Consider the following 23,962-nt stretch of genomic DNA (forward strand, 5'->3'; position numbering starts at 1 on the left):
TCATGGCGAGGACCCCGGCCTTGAGCCGGGGGACGTGGCCATCCAGAGGCCGGTGCCGCTGGATGGCCGCGCCCCTTCGGGGCTCGCCATGACGGGTGGGTATTTCGGGCCGGTAATGTCACGGGAACGATCCTGCTGTTGCCGTTCAGAGGAGGTGCGCGCCCGGCGGCGCGCACCTGTCACAGTCGGACGACTACTGCGCCCCCGACGGCTGCAGCGACGTGATCACCAGCAGGCCGGTATGAGCCCAGAACGCGCCGTTGGTGCCGCCGGCGATGTTCGAGGCGCTCGGCCAGCCCTTCCAGTAGTGGTTGTTGTACGGGATCCGATGCAGCCACTGGATCACCGGCACGTCGATCGTGTCGCGCCAGTAGATGCCGAGAGCCTTCGCGGCGCCCTCCTGGAACTTCGGATCGTCGGAGCTGAGCGGCGAGATCTCGTCGAGGATCTTGTCCAGCTCAGGGTTCTTGTAACGCGAGAAGCGGTTGTTGCCGGCCGCCGAGCCGATCGTGCTGCTGTACTTGCCGTGGAAGAGGTTCAGCGCCTCGAACGGATCGTACAGGCTGGCGCCATGGCCGAAGAGATAGAGGCCGGGCTTGCCGTCGACCATGTTCTGGAAGGCGTCGGTGCCGAAGTTGACATTGGCGTCGAAGCCCGCCTGGCGCAGCATCTCGGCGAGGACCGGGGCGATGTCGCCATGGATGGTCTCGAAGGCCTGGATGGTGGCGTCGAAGGTCTTGCCGCCCTTCTCCCACAGGCCGTCGCCGTTCTTGCTGAAGCCGGCCTCGGTCATCAGCTTCTCGCTCTCGGCGACATCGAACTTGCCGGGCTGGTACTTCTCCTCCTCCGCCTTCACGGCCGGGGAGTCGGCGAATTTCTGCAGGTTCGGATACAGCGGGAACGGATAGATCGTCGCGATCTTGGCGCCGTCATACAGCACCTCGTCGATCCGATCGCGGTCGATCGCCAGGCTGATCGCCTTGCGCACCCGCACGTCGTTGTAGGGCTCGAGCTGGGTGTTCATCCACAGCGAGTTCGGCCACCAGTCGAGATAGCCATAGGGCGATTCCGTGCCGGTCCAGGACTGGATGTCCTTGTTCTGCTCGACGATGTTGCCGATCACCTGGGCCCGCATGTCGACCGAGCTGTCGAACTCGTTGTTCACCAGCCGCTGCGCCACCGTGTCGATCGGCTGGTTCAGCACGTTGACGATGACGACGCGCTTCACCGCCGGCTGCGCCATCCGCCCTGCCTTCACCGCCCACCAGTCGGGGCGCAGGTCCATGATCTTCTGGTTGGCGTTCCAGGCGACGACATTGTAGGGGCCGGAATGCGGGATCTGGTCGAGGCCCACGGCCGCGGTCGGGTTCGGCTGGGCCGATTCCCATTCCGCCGGCACGATCGGCAGGCCGGTGTCGAACTTCTCGGTCAGCACCTCGAATTTGAAGCGCGGCGCCGGCTGCTTGAACTTGACCTCGACGGTCAGGTCGTCCTTGGCGCTGACGCTGTCGACGAATTGCTGGAAATGCGCGTGATAGGGCAGCGTCTCATACTTCATCTGCCCTTCGAAGGTGTAGACCACGTCCTTGGACGTGACCGGCTTGCCGTCGCTCCACTTGGCATCCTTGTTGAGCTTGATCTCGAGCGTGGTGAAGTCCGGCGTGGTGTATTCCATGCTGTCGGCCAGCCACGGCACGAACTCGCCCTTGAAGATGGCGAAATACATCAGCGGCTCGAACAGCAGGTTGTTGCCTTCCTGATGCGTGTAGCCCGGCAGCACCCAGGGATTGGTGGTGCCGATCGACGTGCCGCCGGCAACGCCCCAGCCGAGCACGAGCGTCTGGTTGCGCGGAACGTTCGGCAGCGCGCCCTTGGGCGTGATCTCCTGCGCGGCCGGCAGGCCGGCATTCTGCGCGACCGCCGCGGCCGGCGCGATGATCGCCGCCGCGGCGAGCACAAGGCCGGCGAGGCGTTTCAGATTGACCATAGGACAGATCTCCTCCCTGTGATTGTCGAATGGTGCAAATGTCGCTCTTTGCACCTTTTGGGCGCCCTTCCGGTGCGACGAAGCGCCCCCTTCCCACAAAGTCAAAAGATCTCACCACCCGACCAACAGTCATCGATCGAGCAAGATGCGCTTCCCGTCCGGAAACGCTATGTCCGGTGGCTTCCTGCTTTCCTCCTATTGCCGCGATATTGCCCATCTAAAGCAATTCGCATCTTGTATATTTTGTCGACAGCCTAGGTCAGTTTCACGGGTGGCTCAACTCTTTCTGGTTGTTGCGGCGCGCCGCCCGCATCTGCTCGATGATGTGGCGGCCGGATCCTTCGACATGGCGGGCGATCACGGCCGCCGCCGCGTCCGCGTCATGAGCCTTGATCGCGTCCAGGACATCCTGATGGTCCCGCATCACCGTCGCCTGGCGGCCGAGCGAGATCGGCAGCCGCCGGCTGATCGCACGCAGGATCTCGCGGTGCTTCCACCACAGATCGACGGCGTGCCGGTTGTAGTGGCGCTCATACATCGTGTGGTGGAACTGGGTGTCGAGCAGCGAGTGGCGCAGCGGGTCGGCATAGTTGAGCCGCAGCATCTCGGCGTGCAGCGCCTCCAGCGCGGCGATGTCGGCCTCGGTGGCGATGCCGACGAACCAGCGCGTCAGCGCCGGCTCGATCAGGACCTCGATCTCATAGACGTCGCGGATGAAATCCTGGTCGATCGGCCGCACCCGCGCGCCGCGATTGGCGGCCATCACGACGAAGCCCTCGCCGCGCAGCTGCTGCAGCGCCTCGCGCACCGGGTTGGTCGAGGTGCCGTGCCGCTCGGCGAGATCGGCGACGATCAGGCGGGCATTGGCCGGGATGCGGCCCGAGATGATGTCCTCGCGGATCGCCTCATAGACCGAGGCCTCGCGGTCCGGCGCCTGGAAGGTGGGCACGTCCACGCCAGGGCTCGCGCCCATGGGCTGTGCCTCGCCGCCGACTTCCGATGTCGATCGATGTCCAGCCTCGGGGCCCGGCACGCGATCCTCCGAATTTCGTGTACGATCTTTGTCGAAATCGACACGAAATGTCGAGCCTGAAGCGCGACCGGGCTCGATCTATTCAGCGGCGTCGCCGGGGCCGGACGCGTGCCATCCGATCCGGCCGGCCAGCTCGGCCATCACGGCCTCGAACATCTTGGTGGTCAGGCGCCCGGTCTGGGTGTTGTAGCGGCTGACGTGATAGCTGTCGGCCAGCAGGATCCCATCGGGCAGGACGTGCATCGCGCCATGCGCGAACTTCACCCGGGCGACGGGGAGCCCGTACAGCCGCACGACGGCGTTGTGAGCGACCAGGCCGAGGGCCAGGATCGCCTTCACGCCCGTCATCGCCTCCCGCTCCGCCTTCAGGAAGCGGCTGCAGCTGCGGATCTCCGCCGGCGTCGGCAGGTTCTCCGGAGGCACGCATCGGACCGCGTTGGCGATCCGCACGCCGGTCAGCCGCAGGCCGTCGCCGGGATCCTCCCCATATGCGCCCTGCGCCAGGCCGAACTTCAGCAGGGTCGCGTAGAGCAGCTTGCCGGCATGATCGCCGGTGAAGGGACGCCCGGTGCGGTTCGCCCCCTTGACGCCCGGGGCGAGGCCGAGCACCAGCAGCGGCGCGCCCTGCGGCCCCCAGCTCGGCACCGGTGCGTTGTGCCAAGCCGGCCATTTCTGCCGATTGGCCTCGCGGTAGCTCACGAGGCGCGGACAAAGCGGGCAATTGCGGCCCGGCGCTGAGGTCATTTCGGTCATCGGTCGTCGCTGCTGCACGAGGGATTCGGGACGTTTCTAGCATGGCCGCGCCGCCCCTCGCCTCGGCCGACGCGGCGCTCTAAGATCGGCATGATCCGGAGGTTCCCGTCGGACCTGACCGCCGCCCCTCCCGGATCGCATGAGGGGATGCATGCTCCAGGCCTCCAGGGACCGACGCCCGCTGTCCAGCCGCGACCCCGACAGCCTGCGCATGCCCGGGCTCGCGATCGCCCTCCACGCTCTCGGCATCCTCCTGTTCGTCGCCGGGCTGCTGGTCGGCCTGGTCCTGGCCTATCGGCTGTTCGGCACCGCCGACCTGCTCGGGCAGGTCTCCGCCCTGATCCCCGACCGGCCGACCGACACGCTGGGGCTGCCGGACGCCCGCATCGCCGCCCTCGCCGACATGATCGGCGACGGGCCGGGCCTGAGCCGGCAACTGCGGACCGAGGCCTGGACCATGGGCTGCGGCGCCGTGGCCGCGGGGCTGGTGCTGTGGCTGCTCTGCGCCGGCCTGGCATCGACCCTGGCCCGGCTGCAGCGGATCGAGGCGACGCTGCAGCTCGGCCCGGGCCGGGCCTCGCGTCAGGAATTCACGAAGGAATAACGCTTTCTGTCCTATTCCGCGTCGAACCGGGCGTCGCCCTCAAAGCACCGGATCGAGGTGGAGCATATGACCGGAGGCCAGGGCCGCGAGCCGCGCGCCGATATCGCCGACTGGGCCGCCCGCTACCTGGAGCGGCTGGACCGGCCCTTCGACGACTGGGAGGCCGATTTCTTCCGCCGCGGCTGCAGCTTCCTGTCGCGCCGGCTGGCCGCCGGCGCCGCCTCCAATTGGCGGTCCCTGATCCTGTCGCCGGACCACCGCGCCGAAGTCTATTCCGGCCCGCTCGCCGCCCGCCCGCTGACGGTCGAGGAGACCGAACGGTTCCGGGGCATGCTGCAGCGGATCGCGCGGGAGGGATGAGGGGCCGACACCGCGTGAGCCGGGCGTGCCGAAGTCACGGCCGATCATGCGAAAAAAGAAAGGCCCGCCGAAGCGGACCCTGCTCTTTCATCCTGCGAACTGGTGGGCGCACTAGGGCTCGAACCTAGGACCCGCTGATTAAGAGTCAGCTGCTCTACCAACTGAGCTATGCGCCCGTTCGCTCGGGACGGCCGGTGATATAGCCGCCGGCTGGACGGGTTGCAACCCTTTCTTCACGAAAGCCTCAACCTTTGTCGGCGCCGTCCCCCGGTGCGGCCGACAGCAGCCGCCGGCCGGACTCGCGCTGCTGGCATTCCAGCAGGATGTCGCGCGCGATCGGCGCCGCGTATTCGCTGCCGCCGCCGCCATGCTCGACGATCACCGAGCAGGCATAGCGCGGCGCGCCGACCGGGGCGTAGGCGACGAACCAGGCGTGATGGCGCTGGTTCCACGGCCAGTTGTCCGGGTTCACCCCGGCGGCGCGTTCGGCCATGGTGATGCGGCGGACCTGGCTGGTGCCGCTCTTGCCGCCCATCTCCATGCCCTTCTGCTTGATCTGCGACCGCTTGCCGGTGCCGCGGGTCATCACCGCCACCGTGCCCTCGATCACCGTGTCGATATGGCTCTTGGCGACGCCGATCGACGGCACGTCCGGCACCTCGGGCATCCCGTCCGCGCCGACCGCCATGACCAGGCGCGGCACCACCGCCTTGCCGCCGTTCACCAGCCGCGCGGTCATGGTGGCGAGCTGCAGCGGCGTCGCCAGCACATAGCCCTGGCCGATGCCCGCGATCAGCGATTCGCCGAGCTGCCAGGAGGTGCCCATGGCGCCCTCCTTCCAGGCCTTGGTCGGCATCAGCCCCGGCCGCTCATTCGGCAGGTCGACGCCCAGCTTCTGGCCGATGCCGAACTTGTTCGCGCCCTCGGCCAGCCGGTCGATGCCGAGGCGCCGCGCCATCTCGTAGAAATAGACGTCGCAGGACTGGGCCATGGCGTCGACCACGTTCAGGCTGCCATGGCCGCCGCGCTTCCAGCAGTGGAAGCGGTGGTCGCCGAGATCGACATAGCCGGGGCAGAACACGCGCTGGTCCGGCGTCACCACCCCCGCCTCCAGCGCCGTCGCCGCCACCGCGATCTTGAAGGTCGACCCCGGCGGGTACTGGCCGTTGATCACCTTGTTGTTGAGGATGCCGTACGGATCCTCGACCAGGCGGCGCCAATCGGCCGTGCTGATGCCGTTCGGGAACAGGTTGGCGTCGTAGGACGGGTGGGACGCCATGGCCAGCACGTCGCCATTGTGCACGTCCATGATCACGGCGGCGGCGCTGAACTCGGTCTTCAGCCGCTCCATGACGTAGCGCTGCAGCTCGAAATCGATGGTCAGCCGCACCTCCTGGCCCGGCTTGCCCTCCTCCCGGTTGATCTCGCGGATCACCCGGCCGACGGCGTTGACCTCGACCTGGCTGGACCCGGCGACGCCGCGCAGGCCGGTCTCGTATTGCCGCTCGACCCCCGACTTGCCGATGCGGAAGCCGGGCAGGCTCAGCACCGGCTCGCCGGTCAGGTCGGCCTCGGCCACGGCGCCGACATAGCCGATGATATGGGCCATCTCGACGCCGAAGGGGTAGCGGCGGGATTCGCCGACCTCGATCGACAGGCCCGGCAGTTCAGGGCCGTTGACGTCGATCCAGGAGACCTGGTCCCAGCTGAGATTCTCCTTCACCGTCACCGGCACGAAGGCGCGGCGGCGCTTGACGTCGCGGACGATGCGGGCGAGGTCGGCATCGGTCAGCGGCACCCCCTGCCCCAGCCTGCCGAGCACGCCCTGGAGGTCCTTCGCCTGCTCCGCCACCAGCACGACCCGGAAGTTCTGATCGTTGACCGCGAGCTGGGTGCCGAAACGGTCGGTGATCAGGCCGCGCGACGGGGCCAGCAGCCGCATGTTGATGCGGTTCGATTCGGCCAGGACCTTGTAGCGGTCGCTCTCCTCGACCTGCAGGTAGTAGAGCCGCCCGCCCAGCACGCCGAGCAGGCCGAGCTTCAGCCCGCCGAGGGCGAAGGCGCGGCGGGTGAAGCCGCGGGAGCGGTCGGCGTCGCGGTCCACTAGTCCACCGCCCGCAGGAAGCCGCGATGCACCTGGATGAACAGCCAGGCCAGCGGCGGGAAGATGGCGATGGTCAGGACCAGCCGGATCAGGAGCGGCCGCGGCGGCACGATCGCGACGTCGTACAGGCTGACGCCGATCCATTCGACCAGGGTGACGACGGTCGCCAGCACGGCATAGCCCAGCCACAGCACCGCGAAGGGCCGCCCGGCCAGGAAGCGGCGCTGGCGCAGCAGCACCCATTGGCACAAGAGCAGGATCAGGGCGTGCAGCCCTATCGGCGAATCGGTCAGGGCGTCGTGCAGCAGCCCGACCAGGAAGATCAGCCACATCGGCATCAGGTCGGGCCGGTGCACGCCCCAGTAATAGACCGAGGCCAGCGGCAGCAGCGGCGCGATCGCGCTGTAATAGGGCAGCTGCGTGGGCGTCACCCCGACCAGCACCAGGATCAGCGTCACCGCCCCCGGGGCGGCGTGGCGCGCGGCGAGGTCGAGCTTGTGCAGCAGGTCCCCGGTCATTGCGGGAAGCCGGGCACCGGCTGCATCGCCATCCCGGGATCGAGCGCGCGGAAATCGACGACCTTGACGTAGGTGACGGCCTCGAGCGGCTCGATCGGCTGGATCCGGACGGCGCTGTCCTGGGCGGCGGCGACGATGCCGACCGGCAGGCCGGTCGGGAACATGCCGCCATTGCCGGAGGTGACGATGCGGTCGCCGACCCGGATCGACGCGTCCGGCGGCAGGTACAGGAGCCGCGGCCGGTCGGTGTTGTCGCCCCCGATGATGGCGCGCTGCTGGGTGCGCTCGACCACCACCGGGATGCGGGCGTTGAGGTCGGTGATCAGCAGCACCCGGGCGGAGCGATCGCCGGTCTGCACGATCCGGCCGATCAGCCCGCGGCCGCCGAGCACCGCCTGGCCGTCGCGGATGCCGTTGGCGGCGCCGAGATTGATCGTCAGGCTGCGCACGAAGGCGCCGCCATTGTCGGCCACCACCCGGGCGGTCAGGAAGGAATGGGCCGAATCCGGGGTGTAGTTCAGCAGGTTGCGCAGGGTCAGGTTCTCGGCCTCGAGCCGGAACGCGACATCCTGGTACTGCCGCAGCGTCGTCACCTCCTGCCGCAGCCGGGCATTCTCGCCGCGGATGTCGGACAGGCTCTGCAGCTCCGTCACCATGCGGGCGACGCTGGCGGCCGGGCGCGACATGGCGTCGAGGATCGGCGCCACCGCATCGACCACCCGGGCGCGGACGCCGTCGAACAGGACGGCGTCGATCTTGCCGACCATCAGCAGGCTGATCGCGGCGAACAGCAGCAGGCCGAAGGAGAATCGGTGCGCGACGGCCCTGAGCGCCGCGATGCGAACCGCCGGTCTGCTCCGCTGCATCACCCGCATGTTCCGTCCGCCACTGGCCCGTCCCGGCGGGGGCTATGGCCCCCGCGACGGTTTTACCACAAAGGTCGTTTCACGACTCAATATGCACTGATGAGCACGGCCTGCAACGACCGCTCTTCCAAAGCGCGGCCGGTGCCGAGCGCGACGCAGGACAGCGGGTCGTCGGCGATCGACACCGGCAGGCCGGTGGCGTGCCGCAGCACCAGGTCGAGATTGCCGAGCAGCGAGCCGCCGCCGGTCAGGACGATGCCCTTGTCGACGATGTCGGCCGCCAGCTCCGGCGCGGTGTGCTCGAGCGCCACCTTCACCGCCTCGACGATCTGGCTGATCGGCTCGGACAGGCTCTCGGCAATCTGCCGTTCGGAGATCACCAGCTCCTTCGGCACGCCGTTCAGCAAGTCCCGGCCGCGGATCTCCATGTACCGGCCTTCGCCGTCCTCCGGCGGGGCGGCGGACCCGATCTCCTTCTTGATCCGCTCGGCCGAGCCCTCGCCGATCAGGAGGTTATGGTTGCGGCGGATATAGGCGATGATCGCCTCGTCCATCTTGTCGCCGCCGACGCGGACCGAGCGGGAATAGACGATGCCGCCCAGCGACAGCACCGCGACCTCGGTGGTGCCGCCGCCGATGTCGACGATCATGCTGCCGGTCGGCTGGGTCACCGGCAACCCGGCGCCGATCGCCGCCGCCATCGGCTCCTCGATCAGGCGCACCCGGCGGGCGCCGGCGCTCTCGGCCGATTCCTGGATGGCCCGGCGCTCGACCGCGGTCGACCCGGACGGCACGCAGATGATCATCTCCGGCGCCGCGAAGCTGCGGCGGTTGGTGACCTTGCGGATGAAATGCTTGATCATTTCCTCCGCCACCTCGAAATCGGCGATCACACCGTCGCGCAGCGGCCGGATGGCGATGATGCTGCCCGGGGTGCGGCCCAGCATCAGCTTGGCTTCGTCGCCGACCGCCAGAACCTGCTTCTTGCCGCGATGGGTCTGGATCGCCACCACCGACGGCTCGTTCAGGACGATGCCCCGGCCCTTGACATAGACCAGGGTGTTCGCCGTGCCCAGGTCGATGGCGATGTCGGCGGAGAGGAAACCGAAAAAATTGAACATGCGCTGTGGTGTCCTGTCAGCCGGGCTCGGCTGGGAGGGGCCAGTGCGAGGGGCGGGAGCGACAGGCCGATCCCGCCGCCGGGTTGCTTTAGACCAGCACGGTCCGAGTCTCAAGCGGAGAGTCGGGCGGAATCATGGCACCCGGGATCACATGCCGCGCTCGGCCATCGACCCGCTCACCCCGATGTCCCGGGGCGTGCTGCACTGCCCCGGCCGCCGGTAGAGGCAGATCTCGCTGGGGCAGCTCTCCAGCCGGTAGCCGGTGTTCGGCGGCATCTGTTCCGGCCGCGCCATCACATAGTTGAAGGACGAGGCCGAACGCCACAACCGCCGCGTGTCGTCACCGAACCAGAACACCGGCACGTCGCGGTGCAGGGTGGTGTAGCCGGGCAGGTCCCACCACGGCGTCAGCAGGCCCAGGCCGCACAGCGCCGGGCGGTCGTGCAGCGCCTGGGTGGTGGCGATGCCCGGCGCGACGCGGCTCCATTCCGGCCGCCAGCGGTCGCTGGCCGACAACAGGCCCGAGGCCAGCACCCAGGCGGCGCAGAGCACGGCGAGCGGCACCCAGCGCGGCATGTCCCCCCAGCGCTCGGCCGCCAGCCCGGCCAGGCGCCGGGCCAGCCGCTCGGTGCCCAGCGCGGCGAGGATCAGCAGGAAGGGCAGCGCCGGCAGGACGAAGCGGTATTCCTTGTGGGCGACCAGGCTGTGCGACAGCACGATCGCCACCGGCACCGCGACCAGCATGGGCTGGCCGCGCGCGCCCAGCACGATCAGCGCCGCCATCGGCGCCAGCCACCACGACCAGACCCGGACGTACTCCTCGAAGTAGAAGCCCAGCGGCATGACGCCGAAGCTGTGGCTCTTCTCTTCGACGATGTTGATCCAGAAATTCTTCAGCACCGACTGGAACGGCCAGCCCAGCGTCGCCCAGTCGAGCAGCCCGTTGCAGACCAGCACCGGGACCAGCCCGGCCAGCAGCATCGGCCGCAGCCGGCCGCGCCAGTCGCCCCGGCCCGCGACCAGGGCCGCGGTCAGGATCGCCGGCAGCAGGTGGAAGCGGAAGACGAAGACCAGGCCGAACAGCGCCCCCGCCCAGATCAGCCGCCGGCGGTCACCCGCCTCCGCGGTCCAGGCCAGCCAGCAGGCGACCAGGAGCAGGCTGGTGGCGATCGATTCGGTCAGCGCCGTCGGCGCGTAATAGACCAGCTCGAACCAGATGGTGGCGATGAAGGCCGCAGTCAGCCCCGCCGTCAGCCCGCCGACGCGCCGGGCCCACAGGAAGGCGACCACCGGGATGCTCAGCGACAGCATCGACCACAGCGCCTTCGACACGGCGAGATAGGAGGCCGGGTCGTCGCTGACCCAGGACACCGCCTTCATCAGCCCGGCCAGCATCCCCGGCAGCAGCCAGGAGCGGATGCCCTCGCGATACTCCCAGGGCACCATGCCCTGGCCGAAGGCCAGCCGGTGCGCCTGCTCGTAATACTGGAACAGCTCGTCGGCGTGGTGGATGCGCGGGAATGCGAGGGCGAGGACGAAGCGCAGCAGCAGGCCGAGGGTCAAGAGTCCGGCCAGGCCGACCAGCCAGCCCGGCCAGCCGTCGAGGACGCCGGGCCGGGACGGATACGGCAGGGCGATCGAAGCTGCAGCGGCGCCGACCGGACGACCCGGATAGCGATCGGAGACGGAGGGATCGACCGATCGGCGTTGCTCCACAGTGTCGTCGGTCATGTCGCTCCGAATCGGGCCGGAATATCGAGTATCGCTGCCTATAACACCCGCAGCGCCGTTTTCGTCTGCAAAAACCTCGCAAAAATCATCATATCCAAGATCTTGTTGAGAGTTTGTCCGGGGCTTGCCTGAAAGAATGCGGACGGCCGGGATGAAAATCGCCGGCAGCTGCGTATATGGGGCATGAAACGCCGCAAGGATGATTTCGACGTCATCGCCGAGCTGCCGGGGCTGAAGCGCTACGCTCTGGTCCTGACCCGCGATGCCGCCGAGGCCGAGGACCTGCTGCAGGACACCCTGCTCAAGGCCTACGAGGGCCGTCGCGGCTGGCAGCCGGACCGGGCGCTGCGCCCCTGGCTGTTCTCGATCATGCACAACGCCCATGCCTCGCGGCTGCGCGGCCGCCGGGCCGAGGACGCCCGCATCGCCCAGGCGACGCAGCTGGCGCCGGAGTCCGGCGCGCCGAACCAGGATGCCCGGGTCCAGCTGGCCCAGGTGCAGCGGGCCCTGCTGACCCTGCCGGAGGAGCAGCGCGAGGCGCTGCTGCTCGTGGCGGTCGAGGAGTTCCGCTACCAGGAGGCCGCGACCATCCTCGGCATCCCGCTCGGCACGCTGATGTCGCGCCTGGGCCGGGCCCGCGCCGCGCTGCGCGAGAGCGCCGGCGGCGCCGAGACGCCTGCGACCCGCATCGACGGACCGACCCCGCCGCATCTGCGGCTGGTGGAGTGACGACCATGACCCGGACCACCCCGACCGAAGCCGAGATCCAGGCCTATATCGACGGCGAGCTCGACCTGCCCCGCCGGATCGAGGTCGAGGCCTGCCTCGAGGCGAACCCGGCCCTCGCCGCCCAGGTGATGGCCGATCTGCGCCTGCGCGACGCGCTGCGCCTGGCCTTCGCCGAGGATGCCGGCATCCGCGTCGCCAGCTACGAGAACGCCCGGCTGCTCGGCCGCGCCGTGCGCTGGCGCCGGATCACGGTCCGCCTGCGCCGGGTGGCCGCGGTGGTGCTGCTGGTCGGCATCGGCTGGGGCGCCCAGTCGATCCTGGGCGTGACCCGGATCGACAGCGCCTCGGCCGGGATCCCAGCCTATGCCGACGAGGCCGGCGACGCCTACCGCACCGTGCTGTACCGCCACCTGGTCGACCCGGCCGAGCCCAAGGGCGGGCTGAAGCCGGAGGATCTGGCCAAGGCGCCGATCTCCCTGCCCGACCTGCCGCAGGGCTGGTCGATCCGGTCGATCGAGCTGGTGCCCTGGGACGGCGGCTCCGGCTTCGAGGCGACGATCGACACCGACCGCTTCGGCCTGGTGACGCTGTTCGCCGCCGCCACCGACGGCTTCGACGTGCAGCAGCCGCGGGCCCAGCGCGCCAAGGACGTCACCGTCGCCTACTGGCAGGTCGGCCCCGCGGTCTACGCGCTCTGCGCCGAGGCGAAGGCGGACGACCTGCTGGCCGCCGCCAACGGCCTGGCCGGCTCCCTGTACTGAATGACCCCCAAGGAGAGACCAACCCCATGAACACGCCGCAATACCAGTGGCAGACGACGGCGCGCCCGACAGCCGCCGAGCTCGACGTCGGCCTGCGCCAGCACATGCTGCGCGTCTTCAACTACATGGGCCTGGGCCTGGTCCTGACCGGCCTGGTGGCCTATCTGGTCGGCAGCACTCCGGCGATCTACATCCCGATCTTCACCAGCCCGCTGAAATGGGTGGTGATGCTGGCGCCGCTGGCCTTCGTCTTCTTCCTGTCGTTCCGCATCCACGCCGTCTCCGCCTCCACGGCGCAGATGGTGTTCTGGGCGTTCTGCGGCGTCATGGGCCTGTCGATGGCGTCGATCTTCCTGGTGTTCACCGGGACCAGCATCGCCCGCACCTTCATGATCACCGCGGTCATGTTCGGCACGATGAGCCTGTATGGCTACACCACGAAGGCCGACCTCTCGCGCTTCGGCTCGTTCCTGATGATGGGCCTGATCGGCATCATCATCGCCAGCATCGTCAACATCTTCCTCGGTTCGACCGCGCTGCAGTTCATCGTCTCGGTCGCCGGCGTGCTGATCTTCACCGGCCTGACCGCCTGGGACACCCAGCGGATCAAGGAGGAATACGCCGAGCACTATGACAGCGAGAGCCTGAACAAGATGGCGGTGATGGGCGCGCTGTCGCTGTACCTGAACTTCATCAACATGTTCCAGCTGCTGCTGAGCCTGACCGGCTCGCGAGAGGAGTAAGCGCGTGTACGACACCGAGAAACAGGCCATCGACGACCTGTTCGTGAAGCTGCAGCGGGCCGAGCGCGACGGCGGCCCGCGCGATGCCGGTGCCGAGGATCTGATCCGGCGCCGCCTGGCCGAGCAGCCGGCCGCCGCCTACTACATGGCCCAGGTCATCCTGGTGCAGGAGCAGGCGCTGGCGGCCGCCCAGGCCCAGATCAACGAGCTGGAGCGGCGCGCCGCCCAGCCGGCGGCCGGCGGTTTCCTGGCCGGTCTGTTCGGCAGTGGCCAGCAGCAGCGGCCGCAGCCGGGCGCCTCGCCCTGGGGTCGGCAGGCCCAGCCGGGGTACGGAGCCCAGCCCGGCTATGGTTCGCAGCCGGGCTACGGCGCCCAGCGTGCGGGCTACGGCCGGCCCGGCGGCGGTGGCGGCTTCATGGCCGGGGCCATGCAGACCGCGATGGGCGTGGCCGGCGGCGTGGTCCTCGGCAACCTGCTGATGGATGCCTTCACCCCCGACATCGCCCAGGCGGTGGGCGACGTCGTCCAGACGGCGGAGGATGCCGCCGGCGATCTGGCGTCCGACGCCGGGTTCGATATGGGCGGCGAGGAGCTCTGAGAGTAGTATGGGGCCCGGAGGCATAATGCCTCCGGGCCCTCCCCTCATTTTTGTCGCGAATTGATCGGACGCATCGTGGAAAGCTTCGTTGCCCAGGTCACGCAGTTCATCGCCGACAACCAGGCCTGGGCGGGACCGATCCTGTTCCTGCTGGCCTTCGGCGAATCCATGGCCGTGGTCGGCCTGTTCGTCCCCTGCACCGCGCTGATGCTGGCGACCGGCGCCATGGTCGGCGGCGGCCTGCTGCACCCCGTGCCGGTGATCCTGTGGTCGATCGCCGGCGCCGTGCTGGGCGACGCGGTCTCCTACTGGCTCGGGCAGAAGCTGGGGCCGAACGCCCGCAACGTCTGGCCGTTCTCGCGCGACAGGGCGATGATCGCCAAGGGCCGGCTGTTCTTCCGCCGCTGGGGCACCGCCTCGATCTTCCTCGGCCGCTTCCTGGGGCCGCTGCGCGCCGTGGTGCCGCTGATCGCCGGCATCATGCGCATGCGCCCGGTCCGCTTCCAGATCGCCAATGTGCTGTCCGCCATCGTCTGGGTCCCCGCCATGCTGGCACCCGGCTGGCTGGTGGCCCAGGGCGTCGGCGAGCTGAGCGGCATCGGCGAGACCCAGTGGATCGTCATGACCGGCGGCCCGCTGCTGGCCGGCGCCCTGACCCTGGCGGCCTTCGCCAAGCTGGCCTCGCGCCGCGCCGCTCCGGTCCGCAACCGGCGCCAGCGCGCCGGCGGGCAGGCCTGAGGAGACATCCGTCATGGGCCTGAGCGGTGTGAAGCTCCTGATCATCGGCGCGGTGGTCGCGCTCCTGTTCCTGCCGCTGCTGCTGCGCCAGGCGCGGTCGATCCCGCTGCTGCTGGAGCAGGCGCGCGCCGCCTTCGGCGGCGAGGATGCCGAAGCGACCGGCCATCGCCCCCAGGCGGCGGAGCCGGCCCGCGAGCCGCCACGCCCGGCCAGCGTCGCCGAGCGGGCAGGCCGCGGCATCGGCCGGCTGCTGCAGCGCCTGGGCCTGTTCCGCGCCGGCTGGTGACCAACCACCGCCAGACGGAACCGCTTCCGGCCCGGTGCCGTTGATTTCATGGCCGATCCGCCCGGCACAGTGGCCCCTCCCGCCGGTCGGATCGCGGTTGGAGGTCGCATGACATCAACTGCGATACTGCCCCTGATCGGTGCGCTCCTGGTCATCGCCGGGCTGGTCTATTCGGCCTTCCAGGCCATCTGGGTCGGCCGGTTCAATCGCGAGAAGCGGTCCTTCGGCATGCGCGGCTTCGGATTGAAGGCGAACTGGCCCGGGCTGGCGCTGATTGCCGTCGGCGCCATCCTGCTGCTGGCGCCTTCCGCCTCTGCGCCCGGCTGATCCCGTCTACGCGTCCTGCGAGGCGTCGGTGCCGGCGCGGCGGTGATACAGGTCGAGCACCATCTCCCGGCCGGCCGGGCCCAGCAACTCGAGTGCCGCCAGCGGGTGGCGCTGCGGCTCCGGCAGCAGGTCGAGGCGGTTCAGCAGCAGCGCCACGGCGCAGGCGTCGCGCGGCGCCATCAGGCGGATATTGTCCGGATCGGATCTGGCCAACCCGGCCAGCCGGGCGAGATGGGCCACGTCCTCGTCGTTGCTGCTGGGCATCTTCGACTCCCTAGGGTTCGGGCGGAAATCCTATAAACCATGTCGCATATGGGCCAGATTGCCTCATTCCCGACAAAATCGCGTGTGCGACCGGTGAAATCAGGCTAGGAGGCCATGCATCGGATCCACAAGAAGAAGATCGAACCATGGCCGCAGCACCGGAGGGCGGGCTCCACCAGGGCCTGCAGCAGCGCCACCTCAGCATGATCGCGATCGGCGGCGTCATCGGTGCCGGGCTGTTCGTCGGCTCCAGCTCGATCATCGGCACGGTCGGGCCCGGCGCCTTTCTGACCTATGCCGTCACCGGCGTGCTGATCATCATGGTGATGCGCATGCTGGGCGAGATGGCGGCGGCCAACCCCTCCACCGGCTCGTTCTCCGACTATGCCCGGCTGGCGCTGGGCGACTGGGCCGGCTTCACCGTGGCCTGGCTGTACTGGTATTTCTGGGTGATCGTGGTCGGGTTCGAGGCGGTGGCCGGCGCCGGCCTGCTGCAGAAGTGGCTGCCGGACGTGCCGCTGTGGGCGGCGTCGCTGGGCCTCTTGCTGCTGATGACCGCGACCAACCTCTATTCCGTCCGCTCCTTCGGCGAGTTCGAGTACTGGTTCGCCGGCATCAAGGTGGCGACCATCGCGGTCTTCCTGGTGCTCGGCACCGTCTATGTGCTGGGACTGTGGCCCGGCCACGCCATGGACTTCTCGAACCTGACGCCGGCGGCGGGGTTCCTGCCGAACGGGGTCGGGGCGATCTTCTCCGGGATCGTCGTCGTGGTGTTCTCGATGGTCGGGGCCGAGATCGCCACCATCGCGGCGGCCGAGGCCAAGGACCCGGAGCGCGCGGTGGTCCGCGCCACCCGCTCGGTCGTGGTCCGCATCCTGATCTTCTATATCGGCTCGGTGTTCCTGCTGGCTGTGATCCTGCCCTGGGACAGCCTGGCGCCGAAGGCATCGCCCTTCGTCGTCGCCTTCGAGCGCATGGGCATCTCCTGGGCCGCCGACCTGATGAACGCGGTGGTGCTGACCGCGGTGCTGTCCTGCCTGAATTCCGGCCTCTACACCGCCTCGCGCATGCTGTTCGTGCTGGCCGGGCGGCGCGAGGCGCCGGGCGGCCTGACTCGCACCACCCGGGGCGGCGTGCCGGCGCGGGCGATCCTGGCCTCGACCCTGATCGGCTACCTCTCGGTCGTCGCCGCCTATGTCTCGCCCGACACGGTGTTCCTGTTCCTGCTGAACTCCTCCGGCGCCGTCATCCTGTTCGTCTATCTGATGATCGCCGTGTCGCAGCTGGTGCTGCGCCCGCGCACGCCGCCGCAGCGGCTGCGGGTGAAGATGTGGCTCTACCCCGTCCTCACCCTCCTCACCATCGCCGGCATGGCGGCGGTGCTGGTGATGATGTGGTTCCAGGCCGACACCCGGTCGCAGCTCATCCTCAGCCTGGCCTCGGCGGCCGTGGTGGTCGTGGCCTGGCTGATCCGGCGAGCCGTCCTTGGGCGAAGCGTCGCGGCGCCGGCCGAGTAGCCCCAACGAAAAAGGGCCCCTCGCGGGGCCCTTTCCCTGTCCGGACCGGATCCGGTTCAGTTCTTGGCCTTGTCGACCAGCTTGTTCTTGGCGATCCACGGCATCATCGCGCGCAGCTTCTCGCCGACCTTCTCGATGTCGTGCTCGGCCTGGCGGCGGCGGGTGGCCTTGAAGCTGGCCTGGCCGACCTTGTTCTCGAGCATCCAGTCGCGGGTGAAGCGGCCCGACTGGATGTCCTCCAGCACCCGCTTCATCTCCTTCTTGGTCTCGTCGGTGATGATCCGCGGGCCGGTGACATAGTCGCCGTACTCGGCGGTGTTGGAGATCGAGTAGCGCATGTTGGCGATGCCGCCCTCATACATCAGGTCGACGATCAGCTTGACCTCGTGCAGGCACTCGAAATAGGCCATCTCCGGCGCGTAGCCGGCCTCGACCAGGGTCTCGTAGCCGGCCATGATCAGCGCGGTCAGGCCGCCGCACAGCACCACCTGCTCGCCGAACAGGTCGGTCTCGCACTCTTCCTTGAAGGTGGTCTCGATGATGCCGGCGCGGCCGCCACCGATCGCCGAGGCGTAGGACAGGCCGATGTCGAGCGCGGCGCCGGTCGCATTCTGGTCGACCGCGATCAGGCAGGGAACGCCGCCGCCCTTCTGGTACTCGGAGCGCACGGTGTGGCCCGGGCCCTTCGGCGCCACCATGAACACGTCCAGGTCCTTGCGCGGCACGATCAGGTTGAAGTGCACGTTCAGGCCGTGGGCGAAGGCGATGGCGGCGCCTTCCTTCATGTTCGGCGCCAGGTCGCGGGCATAGATGTCGGCCTGCAGCTCGTCCGGCGTGCACATCATCAGCACGTCGCCCCAGGCCGCGGCCTCGGCCGGCGACATCACGGTGAAGCCGGCGGCCTCGGCCTTCTTCACGGTCGCGCTCTCGGGGCGCAGCGCGATGCGCACATCCTTGACGCCGCTGTCGCGCAGATTGGCGGCATGGGCGTGGCCCTGGCTGCCATAGCCGACGATCACCACCTTCTTCGACTTGATCAGGTTCACATCCGCGTCGCGGTCGTAATAAACGCGCATAGCTCTGTCCTCTCACACGGGGGCCGGGCGGCCCGGCCTTTCTCTACGATGACGGGAACCGCCGGCTGCTGGCAACCGGCGGCAAGGGGTTCAGACGGCGGTCAGGAGCCCTTCGGGCCCCCGGGCGATGGCGACGACGCCGGTCCGGCTGACATCGACCAGCCCGAGCGGGATCATCAGCTGGATGAAGGCGTCGATCTTCTGGGACGAGCCGGTGACCTCGAAGACGAAGCTCTCGGTCGTCGAATCCACGGCCCGGGCCCGGAACACGTCGGCGATGCGCAGGCTTTCGATGCGCTTGTCGCCGGCGCCGCGGACCTTGACCAGGGCCAGCTCGCGCTCCACGGCCGGGCCGTCCATGGTCAGGTCGTGCACGCTGTGCACCAGCACCAGCCGGTCCAGCTGCGCCTTGATCTGCTCGATGATCATCGGCGTGCCGGAGGTGACGACGGTGATGCGCGACAGGTCGCGCGCCGCGTCGACCTCGGCCACGGTCAGGCTCTCGATGTTGTAGCCGCGGCCGGAGAACAGGCCGATGACGCGGGCCAGCGCGCCGGGCTCATTGTCCACCAGCACGGCGATGGTATGGGTTTCGATCTGGGTCTGCGGGGTCATGGTCGATCCGAGGAAGGTCACGAGACGAGAGTCGCGGCCACCCGCTTGTCGCATGGCCGCGGCGAAGGGCGTCGTCCGCGCCTTATACGAGCACCATCCCCTCCTCCGAGGTCGGCTTGGCGGCCTGGTCGGACGGCCCCAGCAGGATCTCGTTATGGGCCGCGCCGCCCGGGATCATCGGGAAGCAGTTCTCCATCTTGGAGACCTGCATGTCGACGACCACCGGGCCCTTGATCCGCAGCATCTCGCGGATCACGTCGTCGGCCTCGCCCATGCAGGTGGCGCGCAGCCCGGTCAGGCCGAAGGCCTCGGCCAGCTTGACGAAATCGGGCAGCGCCTCGGAGTAGCTCTCGGAATAGCGCTCGCCGTGCAGCAGCTCCTGCCACTGCCGCACCATGCCCATCCAGAAGTTGTTGACGATGAAGATCTTCACCGGCAGCCGGTACTGGGCGATGGTCGACAGCTCCTGGATGTTCATCAGCGTCGAGGCCTCGCCGCCGACATCGATCACCAGCGCCTCGGGATGCGCGACCTGCACCCCGACCGCGGCGGGCAGGCCGTAGCCCATGGTGCCGAGCCCGCCCGAGGTCATCCAGCGGTTCGGCTTCTGGAACGGGATCAGCTGCGCCGCCCACATCTGGTGCTGGCCGACCTCGGTGGTGATGTAGACGTCGTCGCGGTCGGCAGTCAGCTCGGCCAGGCGCTTGATCGCATATTGCGGCTTGATGATCGCGTCATGCGACCGGTCCTGGCTGAACTGCAGGCAGTTGCGGGCCTGCCACTGCCTGATCTGGCCCCACCAGCCGGCGATCGCCTTGTCGCGCGGCTTGTACCCCCGGCGCTTCCACACCTCGATCATCGCCCGGATCACCTTGCCAGCGTCGCCGATGACGGCCAGGTCGACATGGACGTTCTTGTTGATCGAGGACGGGTCGATGTCGACATGGATCTTGGTCGATCCCGGCGAGAAGGCGCTGATCTTGCCGGTCACCCGGTCGTCGAAGCGCGAGCCCAGCGCGATCATCAGGTCGGCGCCGTGCATCGCCAGATTGGACTCGTAGGTGCCGTGCATGCCGACCATGCCCAGGAACCGCGGGTCGGAGGCCGGCAGGGCGCCGAGGCCCAGCAGGGTCGAGGTGCAGGGGAAGCCGGTCAGCTCGACCAGCTCGCGCAGCGCCGCCGACGCATCGGGGCCGGAGTTGATGATGCCGCCGCCGGTATAGAGGAGCGGCCGCTCGGCCTTGGCCATCAGCTCGACCGCCTGCTCGATCAGCGCCGGATCGGGCTCGGTGCGCGGCCGGTAGGTGCGATGCTCGACATGCTCGGGGGGGGTGTAGACGCCATCGGCGAACTGCACGTCCTTCGGCAGGTCGACCACCACCGGGCCGGGCCGGCCGCTGCGGGCGACATAGAACGCCTCGTGCAGCGTGCGGGCGACGGCGTTGGCGTCCTTCACCAGGTAGTTGTGCTTGGTGCAGGGCCGGGTGATGCCGGTGGTGTCGGCTTCCTGGAACGCGTCGTTGCCGATCAGATGGGTCGGCACTTGCCCGGTCAGGCAGACGATGGGAATCGAATCCATCAGCGCGTCGGTCAGGCCGGTGACCGCGTTGGTCGCGCCGGGGCCCGAGGTTACCAGGACGACGCCGACCTTGCCGGTCGAGCGGGCGTAGCCTTCCGCTGCGTGCACCGCCGCCTGTTCGTGCCGGACCAGGATGTGGCGGATCGCGTTCTGCTTGAAGATCGCGTCGTAGATCGGAAGGACAGCCCCGCCCGGATACCCGAAGATAACCTCTACGCCCTGGTCCCGAAGGGCACGCAGGACGATTTCGGCTCCGGTCAGCGTTTCTGTCGACATCATACCCTCAGTGTTGCGGCCCTTCGGCCGCGGGCTCTGTTGCGACCCCCTTCGGGCCGCAGCGTTCAACGTTGGGGATCAACGAGGGTCGGCAAGCTAGACGGCCGATTCCGGCAGGTCAACCGGAAATGCGAAGAAAAGACAAAGTTTCAGCTGCAATTTTTTCCGAATATTGCGCGGCAGCGACATGGCAGCGTTGCACCCTTGCGTTTTCGGCCGGCAGCTGGTTCCGGAACCACGTGGTCTGGCGTTTTGCCAGGTTGCGCGTCGCCTGCTGCGCCCGGGTGATCGCGGTCTCGAGATCTGTCTCGCCGCGCAGATGCGCCGCCAGTTCCGGCACCCCGACCGCCTTCATCGCCGGCAGCTCCGGGTCGAGATCCTGCGCCAGCAGCGCCCGCGCCTCCTCCAGCGCCCCGGCGGCGATCATGGCCCTGAAGCGGCCGTCGCAGGCGGCATAGAGCGCGTCGCGCGGCGGCGCCAGCACGATCCAGTCGAACACCATGCCGGGCGGCGGGCCGGACCCGGCCTCGAGCTGCCAGTCGGCGAGCGAGCGGTTGGTCGCCACCATCACCTCCCAGGCCCGGATCAGCCGCTGGCTGTCGCCGGGGGCCAGGCGAGCGGCCATCTTCGGGTCCCAGCGCATCAGCTCGGCATGGAAGGCCTCGCCGCCCAGCGTCTCGTGCAACTCGACCGTGGCGCGGCGGATCTCCTCCGGCACCGGCGGGATCGGGCTCAGCCCGTCGGTCAAGGCACGGAGATAGAGGCCGGTGCCACCGACCACGATCGCCCGCTTGCCGGCCTTCTGCGCCAGCCCGATCTCGGCCAGCGCCATGTCGCACCAGGCGGCGGCGGAGCAGCGGGTGGCGGCCGGCAGCACGCCGTAGAGGCGATGCGGCGCCCGCGCAAGGTCGGCCGGGCCGGGCCGGGCGGTGAGGATCGCCAGCTCGGCATAGACCTGCATGCTGTCGGCGTTGATCACCACGCCGTCCAGCGCCTCGGCTAGGTCCAGCGCCAGCGCCGATTTGCCGCTGGCCGTCGGCCCGCCGACGACGATGACGGCAGGGGGTTCGGACGCACGCTCGGCCATCGTCATCGCTCACCTCGACCCGGCGCCCGCGGGCCCTCAAGGCCGCTTCGGCGCAACGCGCGGGACAATATCGACCGCGATCCTATATGTCTCGCACGGCGACGGGCCGGGAGCCTCCGCAGGAGAAGCGATGCGACTGTTCAAATGCCAGCATTGCCACCAGGTCCTGTACTTCGAGAACGGCACCTGTGAACGCTGCGGCCGGACCCTCGGCTATCTGCCGGACATCGGGACGCTGAGCGCGGTGGAGCCGGACGGGCCGATCTGGGTCGCCCTGGCCGACCGGCGGTCGCGCTACCGCTTCTGCGCCAATTGGGAGTTGCAGGCCTGCAACTGGATGGTGCCGGCGGAGGGAGACGACGCCTTCTGCCTCGCCTGCCGGCACAACCGGACCATTCCCGACCTGGCCGACCCGGACAACCAGCGCCGCTGGCAGAAGATCGAGCAGGCCAAGCGGCGGCTGTTCTATTCGCTGATCAAGCTGTCCCTGCCCATCCCCACTGCGGCCAGCGGCGACCCGGAGCCGCTGATGTTCGACTTCCTGGCCGATCCCGTTGCCGGCGGGCCGAAGGTGATGACCGGCCACGACAACGGACTGATCACCCTGTCGCTGAAGGAGGCGGACGACGCCGACCGCGAGGCCACCCGCGCCGCGATGGGGGAGCCCTATCGCACCCTGCTGGGCCATTTCCGGCACGAGGTGGGCCATTACTACTGGGACAGGCTGGTCCGCGACGGCGGAGAGCTGGACAGCTTCCGCGCCCTGTTCGGCGACGAGCGGGCGGATTACGGGGCCGCGCTGCAGGCCCATTACGACCAGGGCGCTCCCACCGGCTGGCAGCAAGGCTTCGTCAGCGCCTACGCCACGGCCCATCCCTGGGAGGACTGGGCCGAGACCTGGGCGCATTACCTGCACATCGTCGACACGCTGGAGATCGCCGGCGCCTTCGGCCTCGAGGTCAGCCCCGGCATCACCGACGACCCGTCGCTCGGGACCGACATCCGGTTCGACCCGCACCGGGTCCGCGACGTGCAGGTGCTGATCGATGCCTGGCTGCCGCTGACCTATGCGGTCAACTGCCTGAATCGCTCGATGGGCCAGCCGGATCTCTACCCCTTCGTCATCGCCCCGCGGGTGGTCGAGAAGATGGGATACATCCACGGGCTGATCCATCGGTCCAGCCAGCCTGTCAAAGCGCGCATAGACAGGGACGGCGGCGCTGCGGCATAGACGGACCCCTGCCCTGGGAGATGCGCCGCGCCATGGACCTCGTCCTCACCCTCACCACCGCCCCGGACCAGCCGGCCCTCGACGACGGCCTGACCCGCCATGTCCGCAACGCGCTGGTGATCACCGGCGGGTCGCCGGGCGCGGTCGACTGGCTGGCCCCCGGCATCGCCTGCGACATCGCTTTCGCCGCGGCAGATGCCAAGGCGGCGCAGGCGGCGGCGCGGCTGTCATTGGCCGGGCAGCCGGTCGACGCCAATGTCGTGCCGGCCCAGGGGCGCCGCAAGCGCCTGCTGGTCGCCGACATGGACGCCACCATCGTCGAGGCCGAGACGTTGGACGAGCTGGCGGCCCTGGCCGGCGTCGCCGAGCGGGTGGTGCCGATCACCGAGCGGGCGATGCGCGGCGAGATCGCCTTCCGCGAGGCGGTGATCGAGCGCGTGGCCCTGTTGGAGGGCCAGCCCCGATCGATCATCGACCGCGCTTTGGCCGATCTGCGCTACACCCGTGGCGGCCGCACCCTGGTGGCGACGATGCGCGCGAACGGCGCCTATTGCGCCCTGGTCTCCGGCGGCTTCGACGCCTTCACCCGGCCGGTGGCCGCGGCGGTCGGCTTCGACCGGTCGGAGGGCAACCACCTGATCGAGGCCGAGGGCCGCCTGACCGGCCGGGTGCGCGAGCCGATCCTGGGCAAGGACGCCAAGCGCGTCTTCCTGGAGGAGATGGCGGCGGAGCGCGGCCTGAGCCTTGTCGACACCATCACCGTCGGCGACGGCGCCAACGATATCCCGATGCTGCAGGCCGCCGGCCTCGGCGTCGGCTTCCGGGCCAAGCCGCTGGTCCGGGAAACGGTGCCGGTGTCGGTGGCGCATGGCGACCTGACCGCCCTCCTCTACCTGCAGGGCTACCGCGTGGCGGAGTTCGTGGCGGCCTAGGCGACATCAAGGATAAATGCTCCAGATGAGCTCCATCCTTTTACTGTCATGCCCGGGCTTGACCCGGGCATCCGGAAGCTGTCGACATCCTCTGGATTGCCGGGTCAAGCCCGGCGATGACAAGTT

25 protein-coding genes and 1 tRNA gene are annotated in these 23,962 nt (G+C 69.0%); 12 read left to right on the forward strand and 14 right to left on the reverse strand.

Features of this window, described 5'->3' with window-relative positions; translation table 11 throughout:
- Positions 1-193: 193 nt before the first annotated feature.
- From FFK22_RS02630 to FFK22_RS02640, 3 genes are all read right to left on the reverse strand, one after another.
- Positions 194-1,987, reverse strand: a complete 1,794-nt coding sequence (locus tag FFK22_RS02630; RefSeq protein WP_138886735.1) for an ABC transporter substrate-binding protein — start codon at positions 1,985-1,987, stop codon at positions 194-196.
- 265 nt (positions 1,988-2,252) lie between these two features.
- A complete protein-coding gene (locus FFK22_RS02635; protein WP_221938334.1) occupies positions 2,253-2,942 on the reverse strand; it encodes a GntR family transcriptional regulator in 690 nt (229 codons plus the stop codon).
- A gap of 156 nt (positions 2,943-3,098) precedes the next feature.
- Complete coding sequence (locus FFK22_RS02640) at positions 3,099-3,764, reverse strand: uracil-DNA glycosylase (RefSeq protein WP_138886737.1); 666 nt, start codon at positions 3,762-3,764, stop codon at positions 3,099-3,101.
- 160 nt (positions 3,765-3,924) lie between these two features.
- On the opposite strand from FFK22_RS02640, the gene FFK22_RS02645 reads away from it, so the two are divergent.
- The gene (locus tag FFK22_RS02645; protein ID WP_138886738.1) at positions 3,925-4,377 is read left to right on the forward strand and encodes a hypothetical protein; all 453 of its coding nucleotides are present in this window, start codon (positions 3,925-3,927) and stop codon (positions 4,375-4,377) included.
- A 66-nt stretch (positions 4,378-4,443) separates the two neighbouring features.
- Positions 4,444-4,737: a hypothetical protein gene (locus FFK22_RS02650; protein WP_138886739.1), complete on the forward strand. Its 294-nt coding sequence runs from the start codon at positions 4,444-4,446 to the stop codon at positions 4,735-4,737.
- Positions 4,738-4,837: 100 nt separating this feature from the next.
- Here the strand turns inward: FFK22_RS02650 and FFK22_RS02655 are convergent.
- From FFK22_RS02655 to FFK22_RS02680, 6 genes are all read right to left on the reverse strand, one after another.
- Positions 4,838-4,913, reverse strand: a tRNA-Lys gene (locus FFK22_RS02655).
- A gap of 68 nt (positions 4,914-4,981) precedes the next feature.
- The gene (gene mrdA / locus FFK22_RS02660) at positions 4,982-6,841 is read right to left on the reverse strand and encodes a penicillin-binding protein 2 (protein WP_221938336.1); all 1,860 of its coding nucleotides are present in this window, start codon (positions 6,839-6,841) and stop codon (positions 4,982-4,984) included.
- A complete protein-coding gene (mreD, locus tag FFK22_RS43745; RefSeq protein WP_138886741.1) occupies positions 6,841-7,359 on the reverse strand; it encodes a rod shape-determining protein MreD in 519 nt (172 codons plus the stop codon). The genes mrdA and mreD overlap by 1 nt, the downstream gene beginning before the upstream one ends.
- Positions 7,356-8,225, reverse strand: coding sequence for a rod shape-determining protein MreC (gene mreC, locus FFK22_RS02670; RefSeq protein WP_138886742.1), 870 nt, complete (start codon positions 8,223-8,225; stop codon positions 7,356-7,358). The genes mreD and mreC overlap by 4 nt, the downstream gene beginning before the upstream one ends.
- Before the next feature lie 86 nt (positions 8,226-8,311).
- Positions 8,312-9,346, reverse strand: a complete 1,035-nt coding sequence (locus FFK22_RS02675) for a rod shape-determining protein (protein ID WP_138886743.1) — start codon at positions 9,344-9,346, stop codon at positions 8,312-8,314.
- 147 nt (positions 9,347-9,493) lie between these two features.
- On the reverse strand, positions 9,494-11,077 hold the full coding sequence (locus tag FFK22_RS02680) for a glycosyltransferase family 39 protein (protein WP_138886744.1): 1,584 nt from the start codon (positions 11,075-11,077) through the stop codon (positions 9,494-9,496).
- A 183-nt stretch (positions 11,078-11,260) separates the two neighbouring features.
- On the opposite strand from FFK22_RS02680, the gene FFK22_RS02685 reads away from it, so the two are divergent.
- The 7 genes from FFK22_RS02685 (at position 11,261) to FFK22_RS02715 (ending at position 15,259) form a co-directional block, all read left to right on the forward strand.
- A complete protein-coding gene (locus FFK22_RS02685) occupies positions 11,261-11,806 on the forward strand; it encodes a sigma-70 family RNA polymerase sigma factor (protein WP_138886745.1) in 546 nt (181 codons plus the stop codon).
- Between the two features lie 5 nt (positions 11,807-11,811).
- Complete coding sequence (locus FFK22_RS02690; protein WP_138886746.1) at positions 11,812-12,567, forward strand: anti-sigma factor; 756 nt, start codon at positions 11,812-11,814, stop codon at positions 12,565-12,567.
- A gap of 26 nt (positions 12,568-12,593) precedes the next feature.
- Entirely contained in the window at positions 12,594-13,310 is a 717-nt protein-coding gene (locus FFK22_RS02695) for a Bax inhibitor-1/YccA family protein (protein WP_138886747.1), read from the forward strand.
- 4 nt (positions 13,311-13,314) lie between these two features.
- Positions 13,315-13,908, forward strand: coding sequence for a DUF2076 family protein (locus FFK22_RS02700; protein ID WP_138886748.1), 594 nt, complete (start codon positions 13,315-13,317; stop codon positions 13,906-13,908).
- Between the two features lie 75 nt (positions 13,909-13,983).
- On the forward strand, positions 13,984-14,646 hold the full coding sequence (locus FFK22_RS02705) for a DedA family protein (protein ID WP_138886749.1): 663 nt from the start codon (positions 13,984-13,986) through the stop codon (positions 14,644-14,646).
- A 13-nt stretch (positions 14,647-14,659) separates the two neighbouring features.
- Positions 14,660-14,932: a hypothetical protein gene (locus FFK22_RS02710; RefSeq protein WP_138886750.1), complete on the forward strand. Its 273-nt coding sequence runs from the start codon at positions 14,660-14,662 to the stop codon at positions 14,930-14,932.
- Positions 14,933-15,040: 108 nt separating this feature from the next.
- Positions 15,041-15,259 carry a hypothetical protein gene (locus FFK22_RS02715; RefSeq protein WP_138886751.1) on the forward strand — a complete coding sequence of 73 codons (219 nt, stop codon included), beginning with the start codon at positions 15,041-15,043 and terminating at the stop codon, positions 15,257-15,259.
- 6 nt (positions 15,260-15,265) lie between these two features.
- On the opposite strand, the gene FFK22_RS02720 is transcribed toward FFK22_RS02715, so the two are convergent.
- Positions 15,266-15,523 carry a hypothetical protein gene (locus FFK22_RS02720; protein ID WP_138886752.1) on the reverse strand — a complete coding sequence of 86 codons (258 nt, stop codon included), beginning with the start codon at positions 15,521-15,523 and terminating at the stop codon, positions 15,266-15,268.
- 146 nt (positions 15,524-15,669) lie between these two features.
- Between FFK22_RS02720 and FFK22_RS02725 the strand changes: the two genes are divergently transcribed.
- The gene (locus tag FFK22_RS02725; RefSeq protein WP_138886753.1) at positions 15,670-17,040 is read left to right on the forward strand and encodes an amino acid permease; all 1,371 of its coding nucleotides are present in this window, start codon (positions 15,670-15,672) and stop codon (positions 17,038-17,040) included.
- A gap of 56 nt (positions 17,041-17,096) precedes the next feature.
- On the opposite strand, the gene ilvC is transcribed toward FFK22_RS02725, so the two are convergent.
- The 4 genes from ilvC to miaA all read right to left on the reverse strand — a co-directional run bounded on the left by ilvC (position 17,097) and on the right by miaA (position 21,679).
- Entirely contained in the window at positions 17,097-18,116 is a 1,020-nt protein-coding gene (gene ilvC / locus FFK22_RS02730) for a ketol-acid reductoisomerase (protein ID WP_138886754.1), read from the reverse strand.
- Positions 18,117-18,206: 90 nt separating this feature from the next.
- On the reverse strand, positions 18,207-18,731 hold the full coding sequence (ilvN, locus tag FFK22_RS02735) for an acetolactate synthase small subunit (protein ID WP_138886755.1): 525 nt from the start codon (positions 18,729-18,731) through the stop codon (positions 18,207-18,209).
- A gap of 82 nt (positions 18,732-18,813) precedes the next feature.
- Positions 18,814-20,586, reverse strand: coding sequence for an acetolactate synthase 3 large subunit (locus tag FFK22_RS02740; protein ID WP_138886756.1), 1,773 nt, complete (start codon positions 20,584-20,586; stop codon positions 18,814-18,816).
- A gap of 118 nt (positions 20,587-20,704) precedes the next feature.
- Positions 20,705-21,679, reverse strand: coding sequence for a tRNA (adenosine(37)-N6)-dimethylallyltransferase MiaA (miaA, locus tag FFK22_RS02745; RefSeq protein ID WP_221938337.1), 975 nt, complete (start codon positions 21,677-21,679; stop codon positions 20,705-20,707).
- A gap of 124 nt (positions 21,680-21,803) precedes the next feature.
- Here miaA and FFK22_RS02750 point away from each other — a divergent pair, with 124 nt between their 5' ends.
- Both FFK22_RS02750 and serB read left to right on the forward strand, forming a co-directional pair.
- Complete coding sequence (locus tag FFK22_RS02750; protein WP_138886757.1) at positions 21,804-22,904, forward strand: putative zinc-binding metallopeptidase; 1,101 nt, start codon at positions 21,804-21,806, stop codon at positions 22,902-22,904.
- Between the two features lie 32 nt (positions 22,905-22,936).
- The gene (gene serB, locus FFK22_RS02755) at positions 22,937-23,836 is read left to right on the forward strand and encodes a phosphoserine phosphatase SerB (protein ID WP_138886758.1); all 900 of its coding nucleotides are present in this window, start codon (positions 22,937-22,939) and stop codon (positions 23,834-23,836) included.
- Positions 23,837-23,962: the final 126 nt, after the last annotated feature.

This window comes from Mycobacterium sp. KBS0706 (assembly GCF_005938675.2).
Taxonomy (GTDB): Bacteria; Pseudomonadota; Alphaproteobacteria; order DSM-16000; family Inquilinaceae; genus Inquilinus.

Excerpts from the sequence above, each read along its gene's own strand:
- FFK22_RS02630 (WP_138886735.1), bottom strand. The coding sequence starts at position 1,987 with ATGGTCAATCTGAAACGCCTCGCCGGCCTTGTGCTCGCCGCGGCGGCG.
- FFK22_RS02640 (WP_138886737.1), bottom strand. The coding sequence starts at position 3,764 with ATGACCTCAGCGCCGGGCCGCAATTGCCCGCTTTGTCCGCGCCTCGTG.
- FFK22_RS02645 (WP_138886738.1), top strand. The coding sequence starts at position 3,925 with ATGCTCCAGGCCTCCAGGGACCGACGCCCGCTGTCCAGCCGCGACCCC.
- FFK22_RS02650 (WP_138886739.1), top strand. The coding sequence starts at position 4,444 with ATGACCGGAGGCCAGGGCCGCGAGCCGCGCGCCGATATCGCCGACTGG.
- mreD (WP_138886741.1), bottom strand. The coding sequence starts at position 7,359 with ATGACCGGGGACCTGCTGCACAAGCTCGACCTCGCCGCGCGCCACGCC.
- mreC (WP_138886742.1), bottom strand. The coding sequence starts at position 8,225 with ATGCAGCGGAGCAGACCGGCGGTTCGCATCGCGGCGCTCAGGGCCGTC.
- FFK22_RS02675 (WP_138886743.1), bottom strand. The coding sequence starts at position 9,346 with ATGTTCAATTTTTTCGGTTTCCTCTCCGCCGACATCGCCATCGACCTG.
- FFK22_RS02680 (WP_138886744.1), bottom strand. The coding sequence starts at position 11,077 with ATGACCGACGACACTGTGGAGCAACGCCGATCGGTCGATCCCTCCGTC.
- FFK22_RS02685 (WP_138886745.1), top strand. The coding sequence starts at position 11,261 with ATGAAACGCCGCAAGGATGATTTCGACGTCATCGCCGAGCTGCCGGGG.
- FFK22_RS02690 (WP_138886746.1), top strand. The coding sequence starts at position 11,812 with ATGACCCGGACCACCCCGACCGAAGCCGAGATCCAGGCCTATATCGAC.
- FFK22_RS02695 (WP_138886747.1), top strand. The coding sequence starts at position 12,594 with ATGAACACGCCGCAATACCAGTGGCAGACGACGGCGCGCCCGACAGCC.
- FFK22_RS02710 (WP_138886750.1), top strand. The coding sequence starts at position 14,660 with ATGGGCCTGAGCGGTGTGAAGCTCCTGATCATCGGCGCGGTGGTCGCG.
- FFK22_RS02715 (WP_138886751.1), top strand. The coding sequence starts at position 15,041 with ATGACATCAACTGCGATACTGCCCCTGATCGGTGCGCTCCTGGTCATC.
- FFK22_RS02720 (WP_138886752.1), bottom strand. The coding sequence starts at position 15,523 with ATGCCCAGCAGCAACGACGAGGACGTGGCCCATCTCGCCCGGCTGGCC.
- FFK22_RS02725 (WP_138886753.1), top strand. The coding sequence starts at position 15,670 with ATGGCCGCAGCACCGGAGGGCGGGCTCCACCAGGGCCTGCAGCAGCGC.
- ilvC (WP_138886754.1), bottom strand. The coding sequence starts at position 18,116 with ATGCGCGTTTATTACGACCGCGACGCGGATGTGAACCTGATCAAGTCG.
- ilvN (WP_138886755.1), bottom strand. The coding sequence starts at position 18,731 with ATGACCCCGCAGACCCAGATCGAAACCCATACCATCGCCGTGCTGGTG.
- FFK22_RS02740 (WP_138886756.1), bottom strand. The coding sequence starts at position 20,586 with ATGTCGACAGAAACGCTGACCGGAGCCGAAATCGTCCTGCGTGCCCTT.
- miaA (WP_221938337.1), bottom strand. The coding sequence starts at position 21,679 with ATGACGATGGCCGAGCGTGCGTCCGAACCCCCTGCCGTCATCGTCGTC.
- FFK22_RS02750 (WP_138886757.1), top strand. The coding sequence starts at position 21,804 with ATGCGACTGTTCAAATGCCAGCATTGCCACCAGGTCCTGTACTTCGAG.
- serB (WP_138886758.1), top strand. The coding sequence starts at position 22,937 with ATGGACCTCGTCCTCACCCTCACCACCGCCCCGGACCAGCCGGCCCTC.